Below are 17142 nucleotides of genomic sequence, written 5' to 3'. Positions count from 1 at the left end.
GTCCCCTAGGGGACGCCATTATTGCGGGAATAGCTCAGTTGGTAGAGCACGACCTTGCCAAGGTCGGGGTCGCGAGTTCGAGTCTCGTTTCCCGCTCCATTTTTAAGCAGCTTCGCTCTCGGGCGGGGTTGAGTGAAAGCCAGGACAACAACTTCGGTTATTGGTCTGGCACTGAAATGTACAGTGTACGTTTCGGGCAACGTCCCCTTCGTCTAGTGGCCTAGGACACCGCCCTTTCACGGCGGTAACAGGGGTTCGAGTCCCCTAGGGGACGCCATTATTGCGGGAATAGCTCAGTTGGTAGAGCACGACCTTGCCAAGGTCGGGGTCGCGAGTTCGAGTCTCGTTTCCCGCTCCAAATTTTGTTTTTTGGAGCTACGCAGTTTCAAAAAACACACAAAAAGCAGCCTTAGGGCTGCTTTTTGCGTTTGCGTGTTTTTTTCGGCGTGGCACGTTCTAAGTTAATAACCAAAAAATCTGCAAGAAAACTGCGGCTGGCGCCACACAAGGATTCAAACCTGTTTTGAGTTCTTCAGATGCCGCATTACTTCGATAGCGCCCAGCAACGGGATATCCAGGCCTTGTCCCGCACTTTCGCCGGCCGCACCCAGTGGCCGACCTGGCTGTTGCTGATAGCGGTTCCCGCTGTCTGGTTCGCCTTGTTGCTGGGCAGTCCGGTGATAGGGGCAGGGTGGACCATTATTTTGCTGATTCCCGTCGTGGTGCTGTGGATGTCAGTGCAGCACGAGTTGTTGCACGGGCATCCCACGTATTCTGTGTGGTTCAACAAACTGCTGGGCTATGCCCCCTTCGCCGTCTGGTACCCGTACACGCTGTACCGCGACAGCCATTTGCAACACCACCGCGACCATGATCTGACCTTGCCCGGTGTAGACCCCGAAAGCCGATACCTGAGCCAGGCCCATTGGCAGGGCAGCTCCAGGCTGCTGCGCAGTTTGTTCTGGCTGAATAAAACGGTGCCGGGCCGAGTGCTGCTGGGGCCTCCATTGGCATTGTTCGGGCTGGTCACTGAAGAGTTGCAGCGCTTGCGCCGGGGTGACCGTCAGGCCTGGCTGATGTGGCTGACCCACGGCAGTTTGATGCTGTTGATGTTCGGCTTTATTGCCTTCTACAGTGAGATATCGGTTTGGCAATACGTGTTTCTGGTCACCGTGCCGGTTCTGTCGGTGGGAATGGTCCGTTCTTTTTATGAGCATCGGCCCGTCGAGCGTCCCGAGCAGCGCTCGGTGCTTAACGAAGCCGGCTGGCCCTGGACCTGGCTGTTCCTGAACCTGAATTTGCACTTGGTGCACCACGATCTGCCGGGTTTGCCGTGGTTCTATCTGCCCAGGGTATATCTGTCGCGTCGTGAGCAGTGGCAACAACGCAGCGGAGGTTTTCTGGTGCAAGGCTACGGCGAGTTGATACGCCGTCACGCGGTGCAGGCGATTGATAGCCCGCAGCATCCGTTCAGTTAAATTATCGAGGAGTCATTGCATGTCAGGCCGTTATGCCGAATTGACGATGTACGTTGCACCCCGGCAAGTCAGCGAGGCCAGTGAGCAGTGGCTGACGCGAATCCTTGAGCTGTTGCAGGTCAACCGCCGCGATGCCCGTGGGCTTGGTTTGCTGGAGTTGTTCCGGGCGCCGGAGCTGTTGTTGGCGCAGACCTGCGGCTATCCGCTGTTGACCCAGCTGCGCGGGCAGGTGCAACTGATTGGTCGCCCGCGCTATGAATGGCCTGACAGCAGTGGCGGAACGCATTGCAGCGTGATCATCAGCCGTACTGGCGATCCGCGCCGTGATCTGGCGGACTTCAAGGGCAGTCGCGGGGTGATCAATGATTTGAACTCCAACAGTGGCATGAATCTGTTTCGGCATCGGCTGGCGCCCTTGCAGCTGGGAGGGCAGTTTTTTGCATCGGTGGCCATCAGCGGCGCGCATCAACAAAGCCTGCGCCGGGTGCGAGAGGGGTGGGCCGACCTGGCGTCCATCGACAGCGTAACGTTTGCCTGCTTGGCACATTACGCGCCCGCAGAGGTGGCCGGGGTACGCATAGTGGCGCGCACCGCCAGCAGTCCGACGTTGCCTTACATCACGGCGCTCAGTACGGGGCGCGAGGGCGCAGAGCGCATTCGGGAGGCGATGAATGCGGCCTTGCAGCAATTGCCACAGGTGGCAGCAACCCTGGGCATGCAGGAAGTCTTGCCTGCCAGCGAAGCGGACTATCAGAAGATTCTCGATTATCGGCAGGAAGCAATTGAATACGGCTTTTCGGAGCTGGCTTAGTGGAATTGTCATTAATAGCTAAAACAAATAAACAAATGTGTTTTAAGTATTTAAATTGAATATAGGCATTTGATAGGATCGCCGCACCGGATCACCGGACATACCCTTTTAATTACTTAATTGGAGCCTTTATGTCCGGCACCGACATCGCTCACCGCGACCATGTGAGCCTGCTTTTTCGCACCCACTATTTGTGGCTGCATGCGCGGTTATGCCGCTACCCCGATTCCAGCAGCTACGCTGAAGACATCGCGGCCGATACGTTTGCCCAACTGTTAAGTGCTCCGCAAGAGATCGCCATCCGTGAACCGCGTGCGCTGTTGACGATTATCGCCCGGCGTTTGATCTATCAATTGTGGCGTCGCCGGGACGTGGAGCGAGCTTATCTAATGACCTTGCAACAACAGGAACCCATGCTCTCGCCATCCCCTGAGGCGCTGGCTCAACATCATCAAGCCTTGCAGATGATTGACGCGCAACTTGACGGTTTGCCCAAAAAGGTCAAGGCGACCTTTGTGCTGTCGCGGGTTCATGGTCTGACCTACCCCGAGATCGCACGGCAATTGGGTATTTCCCAACGCTCCGTAAGCGGCTACATGACCCGCGCGCTCAGTCGCTGCCTGACAACCTGCCCCTCCATAACAAGAGAATCAGTATGACTAACCTTAAGAAATGGCTCGGTGGTTCACTGCTGGCATTTGCACTTGTCACCCAGCCGGTGGTGGCAGACAACGGGGCCACCCCCGTTCACTTTGGCGATATCACCTGGGAGAGCGGCAGCCTGATCACCGAAGTCCTGCGCCTGATCACCGAAAAAGGCTACGGCGTTGCCACCGACACCTTGCCCGGCAGCACGGTCAGCCTTGAGGCTGCGTTGTCCAAAAATGATATTCAAGTGATTGGCGAAGAGTGGGCAGGGCGCAGCCCCGTGTGGTTAAAAGCCGAAGCCGAAGGCAAGGTGTTTGGCCTGGGCGATATCGTCAAGAACGCCAGCGAAGGCTGGTGGGTGCCCGAGTACGTGATCAAGGGCGATGCGGCCAAGGGCATCAAGCCTCTGGCGCCGGACTTGAAAACGGTCGACGACCTCAAGCGTTATAAAGACGTGTTCCGTGACCAGGAAGACCCTGCGCGCGGGCGCTTCCTCAATAGCCCGACGGGCTGGACCTCCGAAATCGTCAACAGCCAAAAGCTCAAGGCCTATGGTCTGGACAAGGACTTCGTAAACTTCCGCACCGGCTCGGGTGCTGCGCTGGATGCCGAGGTCAGCTCCTCGATCCGCCGTGGCAAGCCGGTATTGTTCTACTACTGGTCGCCGACTCCGCTGATTGGCCGCTACAAGCTGATCAAACTCGAAGAGCCGGCCTTTGATGCCGAGGCCTGGAAAACCCTGGCTGACGCCAACAACCCGAACCCCAAAGGCACGCGTTCATTGCCGGCCAAGCTGGCGATCGGGGTTTCGGCACCGTTCAAGGCGCAATACCCGCAACTGGTCGAGTTTTATGAAAAGGTCGATTTCCCCATCGATCTGCTGAACACAACCCTGGCCCAAATGAGCGAAAAACGCACCGAACCGCGTAAGGCCGCTGAAGCTTTCTTGCGTGAGCAGCCGCAAATCTGGCAGGCCTGGGTCACCCCTGAAGCGGCAAAAAAAGTCGATGCCGCGCTCAACTCCCACTGAAAACGAGTACTGAATGTTTCCAGAAAATCTGACATTTTCCATAGCGGGATGGGTCAATGACGGGGTTGATGCGCTGGTCAGCAATTACGGCGATGTGTTCCGGCACATCTCCGACACCTTGCTCTGGGCCATCATCAACCTGGAAAGCCTGCTGCGCATCACTCCGTGGTGGCTGATGCTGGCCATCGTTGGCGCAATCGCCTGGCACGCCACGCGCAAGGTGTTCAGCACCTTGCTGATTGTCGGCTTGCTGTTTTTGGTCGGGGCGGTTGGCCTGTGGGACAAGCTGATGCAAACCCTGGCGCTGATGATGGTGGCCACGGTCATTTCGGTGTTGCTGGGGATTCCGCTGGGGATTCTTGCCGCCCGCAACAACCGCCTGCGGGCGGTGCTGATGCCGCTGCTGGACATCATGCAAACCATGCCCAGCTTCGTGTACCTGATTCCGGTGCTGATGCTGTTCGGGCTGGGCAAGGTCCCGGCGATCTTTGCCACGGTGATTTATGCCGTACCGCCGCTGATCCGGCTTACAGACCTGGGCTTGCGTCAGGTCGACCGCGAGGTGATGGAGGCGATCAATGCCTTTGGCGCCAACCCCTGGCAGCAGCTGTTTGGCGTGCAATTGCCGCTGGCCATGCCCAGCATCATGGCCGGGATCAACCAGACCACCATGATGGCGCTGTCGATGGTGGTGATCGCCTCGATGATCGGAGCCCGGGGCCTGGGGGAGGATGTGCTGGTGGGGATTCAGACGCTCAACGTTGGCAAAGGGCTGGAAGCCGGGTTGGCCATCGTCATTCTGGCAGTGGTTATTGACCGTATTACCCAAGCCTATGGCCGCCCTCGGCATGGAGGCCAGGAGTGAGTGAAGTAGCGGTCAACAAGATCGACGTGCGTAATGTCTTCAAGGTGTTCGGCAGCCGTGAACAGGAGGTGATGGCGCTGATTCGCGATGGCAAGAGCAAGGACGAGGTGCTCGCACAAACCGGTTGTGTGGTCGGGATCAATGACCTCTCGCTCTCGATTCGAGCGGGGGAGGTGTTCGTCATCATGGGCTTGTCGGGTTCGGGCAAGTCGACACTGGTGCGCCACCTCAACCGTCTGATCGACCCTACCAGCGGCCAGATCCTGGTGGACGGCGAAGACATCCTGCATTACGACATGCCTGCCTTGCGCCAGTTCCGGCGCCACAAAATCAGCATGGTGTTCCAGAATTTTGGCCTGCTGCCCCATCGCAACGTACTGGAAAACGTCGCTTATGGCCTTAAAGTGAGGGGCGAGAGCCAGGCGCAGTGCGATGAGCGCGCCCGGCACTGGGTCTCGGTGGTCGGGCTGCAGGGGTACGAGCAGGCGTTTGTCCATCAGCTGTCAGGCGGTATGCGCCAGCGAGTCGGGCTGGCCCGGGCGCTGGCGACCGACACCGATATCATCCTGATGGACGAGGCTTTCAGCGCCCTCGATCCGTTGATTCGTGCAGAGATGCAGGACCAGCTGCTGGAGCTGCAACGCACACTGCAAAAGACCATCGTGTTTATTACCCATGACCTGGACGAAGCGCTGCGCATTGGCAATCGCATCGCTGTGCTCAGGGACGGGCAGTTGATTCAAGTCGGCACGCCGCAGGAAATTCTGCTGACGCCTGCCGATGATTACGTGAATCGTTTTGTGCAGCGTCGGCATGCTCGTGCTTGAGCGGGCTCTCTGGCTTGGCGCACCTTAGAACTGTCGTGCAGCGTTTGTTGAGTGAGCAGCGCTGTCTGCCAGGTCGAAAAATCCCGATGAAGTGATCGAGGTATCTCACGCCAGGCCGGGCACAGGGTTCTGGCTTAATCAGTTCAGGTCATAGCGGACGGATAACACGCCTTTCTTGAGGGTGACCGAGAGCACGTTGACCGCCACCAGCTCACTCAGGGAGCGGACATGGGTGCCGCCACACGGGTAACCCGGCAAGTCGCCAAAGCGGACCGCACGGTGCTGGCTGTCGACATGCAGGTGTCGCGGCAAGTCGGCGTTGATCCATTGTTCCAGGCAGTGCTGGATCTCATGGGCTTCCAGCGGTTGCGAGTGATCGCCGGGGATAAAACTGACCCGGCATTCTCCCGGCCAGTGGTGAGCTTTGGTCGGCACCCACCCGGCCTGCTCACCCACGACGCCGATCAAGTGTCCGGCGGAGTGCAGGCGGGCATTCAGTTGGCGGCGTGTGGCGTCCACCTCGGCGCGGGCACCGCCCGGTTCAATGGGCCGGGTGACGTAATGCACGATGGTGTCCTGCTCTTGCTGGACCTTGAGCACCTGACTGTCACCGATCCAGCCCAGGTCGCTGGGCTGCCCGCCACCCTGGGGGTGAAAGGGCGTGGCGTGCAGGATCACCGCAAACCCGTCTTCGTGGGGCGTACAGCGGATAACTTCTACGTGGGCGGTCAGTGCATCGTCGGTAAAAAACAGGCGTTGGGTCATGGTGGTGTCCAGGAACGGGTGTGTTTTTTAGTATAGAGATGGCGCTGGAGTGTGATAATCCATTCAAATTTCAATGGACCTGTGCGCTGTGAGCATAAATCTTCCGCAGTCGTTGTTGGCCGAAATGGTGATGTTCGTGAAGGTGGTCGAGGCCGGAAGCTTTTCCGAAGCTGCGCGCCAGCTCGGTACATCGCCTTCTGCGGTCAGTCGCAGTATTTCCCGTCTGGAAAAAGCCCTGGCGATTCGCCTGCTGCAACGCACCACGCGCAAATTGCGCCTGAGTGATGGTGGAGAAGAAGTATTCAAGCGCTGTCGTGAAGTCGCGGGGGCTGCGCAATCGGTGATGGACCTCAGTGGCCGTTTTACCCAGGACGCCGAGGGTTTGGTTCGGGTCAGCGTGCCCAAGGCGGTGGGGCGCTATGTGATTCACCCGCACATGCCTGAGTTTCTAAGGCGTTATCCCAACGTTGACGTGCAATTGATCCTGGAAGACCGCCATGTCGACCTGATCGACGACAACGTTGACCTGAGCATTTGCATCACTGACCAGCCGCCTCCCGGCCTGGTGGGGCGTCAGTTGTTCCCGATCGAGCATTTGCTGTGCGCCACCCCGGCCTATCTGGCCGAGCATGGCGTGCCGGAACGGCCTGAGGATCTGCGTGATCACAGCTGCATTTACCTGGGAGAAACCCCCGCGGATGCGCGCTGGAAATTCAGGCAAGGTGCCAGGTCTGTCACTGTGGGGGTGACCGGGCGTTATGCAGCCAACCACACGGGTGTCAGGCTGGATGCAGTGTTGCAGCATATCGGGATTGGCAGCTTGCCTTACTTCACGGCGCGTCAGGCGTTGGAGCAAGGGTTGATTGTGCAGGTACTGGCAAAGTGGAGTTTTATTGCGTCCTACCATGGCGGCGCGTGGCTGCTGCATACACCTTCGCGCTACTTGCCGCCAAAGTTGCGGGTATTTATCGATTTTCTGGTGGAGCGATTGTCCCGGGAGCCGACACTGGCCAGTGGCAGAAGCTGACGCTCGCTGGCCCACAACCAGAAAGGCCCGCCCGGTAAGCCGGGCGGGCCTTTGGAATTGGCGGTCAGGGCGTCAATCAGTGTTGCGGTGTGTCATCCGAAACTGGCATCGACATAAACTGCTTTTCCTGATTCCAGTCAAACGGTTCGTCGTTGGCCTCGGCTTCGTGGCGGCGTTCCTCAAGGGCCTGATACATATCAAGCTCTTCATCCGGCATGAAGTTGAAGCAGGCACCGCCGAAGAACCAAAGCAGGTCGCGAGGCACCAGGTGGGCGATCTGCGGGTAGCGTTCAATCACCTGGCACATGATGTCCTGCCCCAGGTACTGGCTTTCAATCGGGTCTACGGGCAGAGCGAGCATCATTTCATCGAAGCGCTCCAGAAACAGCGCGTGGCTGTCGTCAGGAATCTGCTCGGCTTCACCCACAGCAACCAGAATGCTGCGCAGGTGCGAGAGCAGGACGAGATTGTGGTTGAGATCGTTGGTGGCCATTAGCGTGTCCTCTAGAACAAAACGGGCGCGGGAGTATAAAGCCCCCAGCGCCCGCTGTCCTGTTAGCGTATTTTTCCTTCGGTGTGGCTCAGTTCGTCTTTGCTGAAATCATCCACATCGATCACCTTGCGGCGTGCGGCTTCAGCGGTGCGCAGCATCTGGGCTTCGGCCGGTTGCAGCACGCCGGCTTGCAGCGCAGCATCGATGGCCGGCTCCCCGGCAGCGGGTTTGACCTGACCGCTTTTAAGCGCTTCATGGAGTTTTTTGTGAACGGGGCGCGCTTCGTTCAGCAGATCGCTGGCATGTTGCAGGGCGCCCACGGCGTCGTCGGGCGATTGCGGGCGATAGCAGCCTGCGAGCACGGCTTCCAGTGTCGGGTCGCCTTTGGCGCGGCCCAATACCGCCGCCACCTCTGCATCCAGTGCATCCGATGGCCCGGTGTGGCGCCGGCCAAACGGGAACACCACCACGCGCAGCAAACAGCCAAGGACGCGGTTCGGGAAATTTTTCAGCAGTTCATCCAGTGCGCGTTCGGCGTGGCCCAGGCTTTCTTCCATGGCCCATTTGAAAAGCGGGTTGAGGTGCTCGGGGGAGTCGAGGTCGTGGTAACGCTTGAGCGCGGCCGAGGCCAGGTACATATGGCTCAGCACATCACCCAGGCGCGCAGACAAACGCTCACGGCGCTTAAGCTCGCCACCCAGCAGCATCATGCTCAGGTCGGCCAGCAGCGCAAAAGCTGCCGCCTGACGGTTCAGTGCCCTGAAATAACCCTGGCTCAAGGCGTTACCCGGCACGTGCTCAAAACGGCCAAGCCCCAGGTTCAACACAAAGGTGCTGGCCTTGTTGCTGATCGCAAAACCGATGTGCTTGAGCAGCAGGGCGTCAAATTCCAGCAGCGCCTGATCCTTGTCTTCACGGGCGGCCAGGGCCATTTCCTTGAGAACAAAGGGATGGCAGCGAATGGCGCCCTGGCCAAAAATCATCAGGTTGCGTGACAGGATGTTGGCGCCTTCCACGGTGATGAAAATCGGCGCGCCTTGCCAGTTGCGGCCCAAATAGTTGTTGGGCCCCATGATGATGCCTTTGCCGCCATGGACGTCCATCGCGTGGCTGATGCATTCGCGGCCACGCTCGGTGAGGTGGTACTTGAGAATCGCCGATAGCACCGAGGGTTTTTCGCCCAGGTCCACCGCGTTGGCAGTGAGCATGCGCGCGCTGTCCATCAGCCAGGCATTGCCACCAATCCTTGCCAGGGCTTCCTGGATACCTTCAAAGGCGGCCAGAGGCACATTGAATTGCTCGCGCACCTGGGCGTACTGCCCGGTCACCAGGCTGGTGAACTTGGCGGCGCCGGTGCCGACCGCCGGCAGGGAGATCGAGCGCCCGACCGACAGGCAGTTCATCAGCATCATCCAGCCTTTGCCGAGCATCTCCTGGCCACCGATCAGGTAATCCAGGGGGATGAACACGTCTTTGCCGGAGTTCGGGCCATTCATGAAGGCTGCGCCCAGTGGCAAGTGCCGGCGCCCGATCTCGACGCCCGGGGTGTCGGTGGGGATCAGCGCCAGACTGATGCCCAGGTCTTCCTTGTCTCCCAGCAGTTGATCCGGGTCGTAAGCCTTGAACGCCAGGCCGAGCAGGGTGGCGACGGGGCCGAGGGTGATGTAGCGCTTTTCCCAGTTCAGGCGCAGGCCGAGCACTTCTTCGCCTTGCCACTGGCCTTTGCAAATGATCCCGGTGTCGGGCATTGCGCCGGCGTCGGAGCCTGCCAGCGGGCCGGTCAGGGCAAAGCACGGGATGTCATCGCCGCGGGCCAGGCGCGGCAGGTAGTGGTCGCGCTGCGCGTCAGTGCCGTAATGCAGCAGCAGTTCGGCCGGGCCCAGAGAGTTGGGCACCATCACGGTGGAGGCCAGGTCTCCGCTGCGGGTGGCCAGTTTCATCGCCACCTGGGAGTGGGCGTAGGCCGAGAAACCTTTGCCGCCGTACGCCTTGGGGATAATCAGGGCAAAGAAGCCATGCTCCTTGATATGGGCCCAGGCACGGGGCGGCAAGTCCATCGCCTGACCGATTTCCCAGTCGCTGACCATTGCGCACAGTTCTTCGGCGGGACCATCAATAAACGCTTGTTCCTCTTCTGTGAGCTGGGCCTTGGGGTAGGCCAGCAACTGGTTCCAGTCCGGCCGGCCGCTGAACAGCTGGCCATCCCACCACACCGTGCCGGCATCGATGGCGTCACGCTCGGTTTGCGACATCGGCGGCAAGGTTTTCTGGAACCAGCTGAACAGCGGGGCGGTAAACAGTTTGCGCCGCAAATCCGGCAACAGCAGCAGCGCGGTGGGCGCAGCCAGCAATAGCCAGAGGATCGTCAGCAACCAGCCCGGCACATGGCCGATCACGCCCATGGCCAACAGATAAACCGCGACCACGGCAATGGTCGTCAGCGGGGCGATCCGGCGATGGGCCATATAGGCGATGCCAACGATCAAGACCAGTATCCACAACAACAGCATATTCAATCATCCATGAAACCAGGGGCGTGCACTCTTGTGAGCTTAGTCGCAACTTTCGATCAGGGTTGTAAGGATAGTGACCTTGGGTTGAAGGCAGAGTTCTGCTTCCCGGCGTAGACTGCGTCGGCGTCTATCAATCAGGAGCCAGATCATGCTGAAAGTGTGGGGTCGCAAGAATTCGTCAAATGTCAGGAAGGCGTTGTGGTGTGTCGAAGAATTGGCTTTGCCCTATAGCCGGGTAGAAGCGGGTGGTGCATTCGGGGTTGTAGACAGCCCTGAGTACCGGGCGTTGAACCCTAATGGCCAGGTGCCGATGATCGAAGAGGACGACGGCTTTGTGCTGTGGGAATCGAACACCATCGTGCGCTATCTCACGGCCCGCTATGGCGCGGATACATCCTGGTACCCGACCGATGCTCGTGTCCGGGCGCAGGCTGACAAGTGGATGGACTGGACCAGTACCTCCTTTGCCGGCGCGTTTCGCCCCGTGTTCTGGGGTGTGTTGCGCACGCCTGCCGAGCAGCAGGACTGGTTAGCCATTAACGCCGCGATCAAAGCCTGCGCTCAGTTGCTGGTCATTGTGGATCGGGCTCTTGCTGAAAAACCTTACTTGTCGGGTGATGAAATCGGTATGGGTGATATCCCGCTGGGATCATTTATCTATGCCTGGTTTGAAATGCCCATCGAACGTCCACACCTGCCACATCTGAGTGCCTGGTATGAGCGCTTGAAGCTGCGTCCGGCTTACCGCAGCGCAGTCATGACCGCGTTGACTTAATAGCCACTATTAATACGGGCGACTGTACTTGTGCGGCAAGGCCAAGCACCATACGGCCTTGTCGGACTTGCCCTACAGGCAGTTCGCCCTTATCTAAACCTCCTCTTTCCCCCATCTTGGTGCGTAATCCGATATGAGTTCCGCTCTGTCCATACGGCAGCTAACCAAAACCTACGGCAACGGTTTCCAGGCCCTGAGTGGTATCGATCTGGATGTTGCTGAAGGTGACTTTTTTGCCTTGCTGGGCCCCAACGGTGCCGGCAAATCCACCACCATCGGCATTCTCTCGACCCTGGTAAACAAAACCGGCGGCACAGTGAATATCTTTGGCCATGACCTCGACCGCAATCCGGCTGCCTTGAAGCGTTCGATTGGCGTAGTGCCGCAGGAATTCAACTTTAACCAGTTTGAAAAGACCTTCGATATTGTCGTGACCCAGGCGGGTTACTACGGCATTCCGGCCAAAATCGCCAAGGAACGCGCCGAAAAGTACCTGTCGCAGCTGGGCCTTTGGGATAAGCGCGACACGCCATCGCGCTCGTTGTCGGGCGGCATGAAGCGCCGCCTGATGATTGCCCGTGCGCTGGTGCACGAGCCGCGCCTGTTGATTCTCGATGAGCCGACGGCGGGCGTGGACATTGAACTGCGTCGCTCGATGTGGAGCTTCCTCACAGAGCTCAATCAGCAGGGCACCACCATCATCCTCACCACGCATTACCTGGAAGAGGCTGAGCAGTTGTGCCGCAACATCGGGATCATCGATCACGGCACCATTGTCGAAAACACCAGCATGCGCCAGTTGCTGGGCCAGCTGCATGTCGAGACGTTTTTGCTCGATCTGAAAACCCCCTTGCACGCAGCCCCGCAGCTGATCGGTTACCCGAGTCAATTGCTCGATAACCACACCCTGGAAGTACAAGTCGACAAAGCCATGGGCATTACCGGCCTGTTCACTCAACTGGCTGCGCAAAACATCGAAGTGGTGAGCTTGCGCAATAAAACCAATCGCCTTGAGGAGTTGTTCGTGTCGTTGGTCGAGAAAAACCTGGCAAAGGTGGCGATATGAGCTCGGAGCTGCGTCCCAACCTGATTGCGTTGAACACCATTGTTTACCGCGAAGTTCGACGTTTTATGCGTATCTGGCCACAAACCCTGCTGCCGCCTGCGATCACAATGGTTTTGTACTTTGTGATCTTCGGGAACCTGATCGGTCGTCAAATCGGCGATATGGGTGGCTTCACTTATATGGAGTACATCGTGCCGGGCCTGATCATGATGTCGGTGATTACCAACTCCTACGGTAACGTGGTCTCAAGCTTCTTTGGTGCCAAGTTTCAGCGCTCGATTGAAGAGCTGATGGTGTCGCCGGTATCGCCGCACACCATTTTGATCGGTTTTACCGTGGGCGGGATTTTGCGCGGGTTGATCGTGGGCTTGATCGTGACGCTACTGTCGCTGTTCTTCACCCACCTGCAGGTACACCATCTGGGCCTGACCATTGTGGTCGTGGTGCTGACGGCGACTATTTTCTCGTTGCTGGGGTTTATCAACGCCGTATTTGCGCGCAACTTCGACGATATTTCGATTATCCCGACCTTCGTGCTGACGCCGCTGACTTACCTGGGCGGGGTGTTTTACTCGATCACACTGCTGCCGCCGTTCTGGCAGAGCGTATCGCTGGCCAACCCGGTGCTGCATATGGTTAACGCATTCCGCTACGGCATTCTTGGCGTCTCGGACATAAAGATCAGTGTGGCGCTGACCTTTATGGTGGTGGCAACCATCGTGCTGTACTTCGGATGCGCGAAGCTGCTGGTCAGCGGGCGGGGTATGCGTCAGTAGTTGGGAGCGCCATGTCTTTGAGCTGCGCTGCCGTGTAGAGAACATGCCGATGTCTTGGGTAATGACTTGTCTTGCTAATCAATAAGATAAGTCATGTTCTGTTCACGCAGCGCTAGAGCCGTATTCCAAACGGGCTAGCTAAACGAATCAATATCGAAATTGAAGGGGGTTCCCGCAACGTGGGCCCCCGCAATGGCTGCTATCGCCCGCTCATCATCATCGTCGGCTGCTGGCGGAGCCATTGCCAGTTGTTCCTCCTTACGGTTCTCTGCATGAGCTTTCCAGCGAGGCAAATCGTCCTCTGCCAGTTCGGGTAGTCCCGCGAACAATCCATACACATCGGCCTCACTGATACGGTTTACCCGTAACTCGCTCAGCCGCGTGCGCGTGATTTCTATGTTGGTGAACTCTTGTTGAAGAGCGGCCATCGCCGCGGCTTGATGACTGACATATCTGTCGGGGCTCGCCGCCAGGCGGCTCTCCAGGGTGAGTATTTGCCGCTTGGCATTCGTTAATGCCTCATCCACTTGCTCAAACTCATCAACAGTCACCAATGAGCAATTGGACGTCTGAGCATCCTGCCAGCGGCGCAGGCTGGCCCAACAGTTTGGAATGTAGCTGACGACCATTTTGTGGTGGGCATTATCAATCACCTGCCGCAAGAATGGGCCGCGGGAGGGCAGGCCGTCGGTTGCCTTCAGCGCTACGGCACAACCGTGGTCGTTGATGGTGCTGCACCCTGGCTTCCAGAGGATCGAGGACATGATGCCCGCGTTAAAGTAGACCGGCATGAAGTGTCGCAATGTGCCGTGGTGAGCGTAGGGTTCACCGGTCATGTTGACCATGCCCAGTACCAGCGATGCCACCCCGATAGCCGGATTCACCACGGTAACGACACCCTGTGCCATGTACTCCCGCTGGGTGGACGTACTCATCCATGTCGATGGAACGCTTGGCACCGGGTCGTTGTGGTTGACTATGCGGTGGTGAACCAGCGGTTTTGCGCCCTCAACGAAGGCTTTGTCACCGGCCCGGGGGGCGCCGTAGGTGTAAAGTACGATGTCTGCTGCATACCGTTTATCACGTCGTAGCATTTCAGACACGATCAAGGCAATCGCGCCGCCCAGGCTGTGCCCGGTGATAACCAGTTTTTGTCCGCTGTAAAACTTGTCCAGGTAACGGGTAACAAAAAGGTAGGCCACCTTGGCCGCACCATAAAATCCGTTGTGCACCTTGCCAGGCGAATCGCCAAAGGGCACCTGAGTCGCATCCATGTCGCGCAAGGCATCAGCCACACTGGCCGTGCCCCGGATCGAGAGAAGAATCAGCGCATCATGGTGAGTGATGAAAGCTTGGGTATCGGTGCCACCGTCTTCTGCACGATCATCAAGCCAGTGAATAGTCGCCGGATTTTCCTGCTTCTCCCCCAGGCTTGGGCTATTAACCTGCGGGTAGAGTTCCGGGTCGAAGGGCACCACCTCCAGGCGTCTGGAGTACGGCACCTCCTCATACAGCGGGTAATACGCCTTTCCCCCGGCCTGCGCCGCATCCACCTGCCAAAGCTCGTCAAATTTTGCTAATGCGTCAGCAAACCAATTGCCGATGCTCGGCTGTAGCGGAAAGCTCACTGTGTCGGTTTCTACCGGATGATCGTTGGGCTGCTGGGCAAAGTCGCTGTAACTCAGGGTCGACATCAGTGCCAACTGGTAGAGGTTGAGCGCGCAGAAATCGTTGCCGGGCGACAGCATGGGGCGCAGGGCACGCAGTGGGCGCACCTCCAGCACGGTATGCCGGTTCGGCATCAGCGCAACGCCGAAACGTTTTGCTAGCTCAGGCTTGTAGCCAGCACTCCCTTTGACAGGTAGCGGTCGAAACAGCTTAAAGACATGGAAGTTGGGAGGGGAATGGCGTGCGGCCAACGGCGGCAGGTGTGCGCCGTGTTCCACGAGTTCTCGTACCTCTACCTGATAAAAGGCTCCCGCATTGGTCTTGTCTTGTGCAGGATTGGATTGAGTGCGAAGACCGGCTTTATGAATAAAACGGGTTTTCTCGGCTCGCACCTGTAGTTCGGTAATGGGTAGGGGGTAAGCCTTTCGCTCTATCAAACGCTCGTAAGGCTTTTCCGTACCTTGATACGCTTGATTTAATCGAAGCTCTACAGGGCCGCAGTAGTGATTTTCAACCTTGCCGAAGCCTGTCGCATCCAGCTTGCCGGTGTAAATAATGTCTTCGTGGTCGATGATTTGATAGGCCAGCCCTGCATAAGGTTGTCCATCTCCGAACTCGTCTACTAACTGAAAACTGGTCGAGTCTTCCCGTAAAGGGCAAGCGTGAATGGTGCCATCCATGGATGACCTGTCACGTTCTGGCAGTGTAAGGCTCATGGGGTCACCTCCTTGTTTTCGGTACAACTGGGGTAAATGGTGCAGGTGTCGCGGCCATCCGGCATGCGGAAGGTGCTGAAGTCTTTGTAATTGCCATTGCAAAAGGCATCCTGGTCTTCAAAACTGTCGCCCAAGCATCGCTTCCAGCCACCGGGTACCTTGACCCAGGTATCGCCCATGTAGGGTTCTTCCTCATCAGCCAGCTTGATCTTCAGTTTTACGGTTTTGCCCGGCAACTGATCGAGGGTGTACGCGGCAAACGGACGACCTTTGGTGACATTGCCTTGAGCATCAGTATTTTTGCAGTCAAGAATTTTGGTGATGTAACGCTTGGGGCCAATCGTGCGAAATAACCACTGACACTGCCCGGAAAACTGACTTTCGCCAGCCGCATTGAATGTGCCCTTGTCGCGAGCGTCGAGATAATCGCGCACCGCGATAAACCCGGAATCACCGCCGGAGTCACCAAAGTCTTTGCCGTATACCCCATTGATCTCAAGGTCTATGCCATTCACCACCAACTCGCAGCCTTTGCGGGTGCGGTGTATTTCAATCTCTACAGTGGCCTTGTATTCAGCCCACCATTCGCGGTTGAACTGCTGTTTCACATTGTTATACCTGCCCAGGTTGCAAGATTGACCGGGGACTGGCACGTAGGTCACTTTCGCGACATAGGCAAAGCCCGGAGGCATGTCGGCAGTAAGGGTAAAAGTGTCGGACTTTCCTGTGGCTGAGCAGCCGATATTCAGGACCAGGCAACTGCCGAGAATTAAACTCTGAATGACGCGTTTTATACGGGGGCAGGTATGGATACGACCCTCAAAGGACGCTTTATGACTGTCTTTCAGGGAAGCAAGGCTCATGGGGTCACCTCCTTGTTTTCCGTACAACTGGGGTAAATGGTGCAGGTGTCGCGGCCATCCGGCATGCGGAAGGTGCTGAAGTCTTTGTGGTTGCCGTAGCAGAAAGCGTGCTGGTCTTCAAAACCTTTGCCCATACAGCGTTTCCAGCCACCGGGTACCTTGACCCAGGTATCGCCCATGTAGGGTTCTTCCTCATCAGCCAGCTTGATCTTCAGTTTTACGGTTTTGCCCGGTAGCTGATCAAGGGTGTACGCGGCGAACGGACGACCTTTGGTGACATTGCCTTGAGCATCGGTGTTTTTGCAGTCGAGGATTTTTCTTAGAATTCGAGTTTTACCCGAGGTCCGAAATAACCACTGACACTGCCCGGAAAACTGACTTTCGCCAGCAGCATTGAAAGTGCCCTTGTCGCGAGCGTCGAGATAATCGCGCACCGCGATAAACCCGGAATCTCCGCCAAAATCCCCTCGGTCTTTCCCATACGCCGCGTTGATATCGAGTTCAATGCTGTACAGCACCAACTCGCAGCCTTTGCGGGTGCGGTGTATTTCAATCTGCGCATCAGGCTTGTATTCAGTTCGCCACTCGCGGTTGAACTGCTGTTTCACATTGTTATACCTGCCCAGGTTGCAAGATTGACCGGGGACTGGCACGTAGGTCACTTTCGCGACATAGGCAAAGCCCGGAGGCATGTCGGCGGTAAGGGTAAAAGTGTCGGACTTTCCTGTGGCTGAGCAGCCGATATTCAGGACCAGGCAACTGCCGAGAATTAAACTCTGAATGACGCGTTTCATAAGGGGGCAGGTATGGATACGACCATC

16 protein-coding genes and 3 tRNA genes are annotated in these 17142 nt (G+C 57.6%); 13 read left to right on the top strand and 6 right to left on the bottom strand.

What is annotated here, in order from left to right; all coding sequences use genetic code 11:
* The first annotated feature begins 23 nt into the window (after positions 1-23).
* From ACZRMS_RS22690 to ACZRMS_RS22650, 9 genes are all read left to right on the top strand, one after another.
* Positions 24-99, top strand: a tRNA-Gly gene (locus ACZRMS_RS22690).
* Between the two features lie 102 nt (positions 100-201).
* A tRNA-Glu gene (locus ACZRMS_RS22685) sits at positions 202-277 on the top strand.
* A 5-nt stretch (positions 278-282) separates the two neighbouring features.
* A tRNA-Gly gene (locus tag ACZRMS_RS22680) sits at positions 283-358 on the top strand.
* 178 nt (positions 359-536) lie between these two features.
* Complete coding sequence (locus ACZRMS_RS22675; protein ID WP_463997162.1) at positions 537-1478, top strand: fatty acid desaturase; 942 nt, start codon at positions 537-539, stop codon at positions 1476-1478.
* A gap of 19 nt (positions 1479-1497) precedes the next feature.
* Positions 1498-2289, top strand: a complete 792-nt coding sequence (locus tag ACZRMS_RS22670) for a phosphate/phosphite/phosphonate ABC transporter substrate-binding protein (RefSeq protein ID WP_463997161.1) — start codon at positions 1498-1500, stop codon at positions 2287-2289.
* Between the two features lie 131 nt (positions 2290-2420).
* Positions 2421-2948 carry a sigma-70 family RNA polymerase sigma factor gene (locus ACZRMS_RS22665; RefSeq protein ID WP_463997160.1) on the top strand — a complete coding sequence of 176 codons (528 nt, stop codon included), beginning with the start codon at positions 2421-2423 and terminating at the stop codon, positions 2946-2948.
* Positions 2945-3967 carry an ABC transporter substrate-binding protein gene (locus ACZRMS_RS22660; RefSeq protein WP_463997159.1) on the top strand — a complete coding sequence of 341 codons (1023 nt, stop codon included), beginning with the start codon at positions 2945-2947 and terminating at the stop codon, positions 3965-3967. Before ACZRMS_RS22665 ends, ACZRMS_RS22660 begins: the two co-directional genes overlap by 4 nt.
* 13 nt (positions 3968-3980) lie before the next feature.
* On the top strand, positions 3981-4832 hold the full coding sequence (locus ACZRMS_RS22655) for an ABC transporter permease (RefSeq protein ID WP_463997158.1): 852 nt from the start codon (positions 3981-3983) through the stop codon (positions 4830-4832).
* The gene (locus ACZRMS_RS22650) at positions 4829-5659 is read left to right on the top strand and encodes a quaternary amine ABC transporter ATP-binding protein (RefSeq protein WP_463997157.1); all 831 of its coding nucleotides are present in this window, start codon (positions 4829-4831) and stop codon (positions 5657-5659) included. The genes ACZRMS_RS22655 and ACZRMS_RS22650 overlap by 4 nt, the downstream gene beginning before the upstream one ends.
* 138 nt (positions 5660-5797) lie before the next feature.
* Here ACZRMS_RS22650 and ACZRMS_RS22645 read toward each other — a convergent pair whose 3' ends face one another.
* Positions 5798-6424: an alanyl-tRNA editing protein gene (locus tag ACZRMS_RS22645; RefSeq protein ID WP_463997156.1), complete on the bottom strand. Its 627-nt coding sequence runs from the start codon at positions 6422-6424 to the stop codon at positions 5798-5800.
* 88 nt (positions 6425-6512) lie between these two features.
* Here ACZRMS_RS22645 and ACZRMS_RS22640 point away from each other — a divergent pair, with 88 nt between their 5' ends.
* A complete protein-coding gene (locus ACZRMS_RS22640) occupies positions 6513-7451 on the top strand; it encodes a LysR family transcriptional regulator (RefSeq protein ID WP_463997155.1) in 939 nt (312 codons plus the stop codon).
* Positions 7452-7527: 76 nt separating this feature from the next.
* Here the strand turns inward: ACZRMS_RS22640 and ACZRMS_RS22635 are convergent, their stop codons facing one another.
* Together ACZRMS_RS22635 and ACZRMS_RS22630 are read right to left on the bottom strand one after the other, a co-directional pair.
* The gene (locus tag ACZRMS_RS22635) at positions 7528-7944 is read right to left on the bottom strand and encodes a PA2817 family protein (protein WP_048358821.1); all 417 of its coding nucleotides are present in this window, start codon (positions 7942-7944) and stop codon (positions 7528-7530) included.
* 62 nt (positions 7945-8006) lie between these two features.
* Positions 8007-10454 (bottom strand): acyl-CoA dehydrogenase, encoded by a 2448-nt coding sequence (locus ACZRMS_RS22630; protein WP_463997154.1) that lies wholly within the window; start codon positions 10452-10454, stop codon positions 8007-8009.
* A 151-nt stretch (positions 10455-10605) separates the two neighbouring features.
* On the opposite strand from ACZRMS_RS22630, the gene ACZRMS_RS22625 reads away from it, so the two are divergent.
* The 3 genes from ACZRMS_RS22625 (at position 10606) to ACZRMS_RS22615 (ending at position 13074) form a co-directional block, all read left to right on the top strand.
* Complete coding sequence (locus ACZRMS_RS22625; protein WP_463997153.1) at positions 10606-11232, top strand: glutathione S-transferase; 627 nt, start codon at positions 10606-10608, stop codon at positions 11230-11232.
* Positions 11233-11365: 133 nt separating this feature from the next.
* A complete protein-coding gene (locus ACZRMS_RS22620) occupies positions 11366-12298 on the top strand; it encodes an ABC transporter ATP-binding protein (RefSeq protein WP_463997152.1) in 933 nt (310 codons plus the stop codon).
* Complete coding sequence (locus ACZRMS_RS22615) at positions 12295-13074, top strand: ABC transporter permease (RefSeq protein WP_339473864.1); 780 nt, start codon at positions 12295-12297, stop codon at positions 13072-13074. Before ACZRMS_RS22620 ends, ACZRMS_RS22615 begins: the two co-directional genes overlap by 4 nt.
* Positions 13075-13208: 134 nt before the next feature.
* Here the strand turns inward: ACZRMS_RS22615 and ACZRMS_RS22610 are convergent, their stop codons facing one another.
* The 3 genes from ACZRMS_RS22610 to ACZRMS_RS22600 all read right to left on the bottom strand — a co-directional run bounded on the left by ACZRMS_RS22610 (position 13209) and on the right by ACZRMS_RS22600 (position 17115).
* Positions 13209-15458: a lipase family protein gene (locus tag ACZRMS_RS22610; protein ID WP_463997151.1), complete on the bottom strand. Its 2250-nt coding sequence runs from the start codon at positions 15456-15458 to the stop codon at positions 13209-13211.
* The gene (locus ACZRMS_RS22605) at positions 15455-16252 is read right to left on the bottom strand and encodes a hypothetical protein (protein WP_463997166.1); all 798 of its coding nucleotides are present in this window, start codon (positions 16250-16252) and stop codon (positions 15455-15457) included. The genes ACZRMS_RS22610 and ACZRMS_RS22605 overlap by 4 nt, the downstream gene beginning before the upstream one ends.
* Positions 16253-16317: 65 nt before the next feature.
* Complete coding sequence (locus ACZRMS_RS22600) at positions 16318-17115, bottom strand: hypothetical protein (protein WP_463997165.1); 798 nt, start codon at positions 17113-17115, stop codon at positions 16318-16320.
* Positions 17116-17142 lie beyond the last annotated feature (27 nt).

Source organism: Pseudomonas sp. B424, from assembly GCF_055408345.1.
Note: the sequence above shows the minus strand (reverse complement) of the source record. Positions and strands in the feature narration are given on the sequence as shown.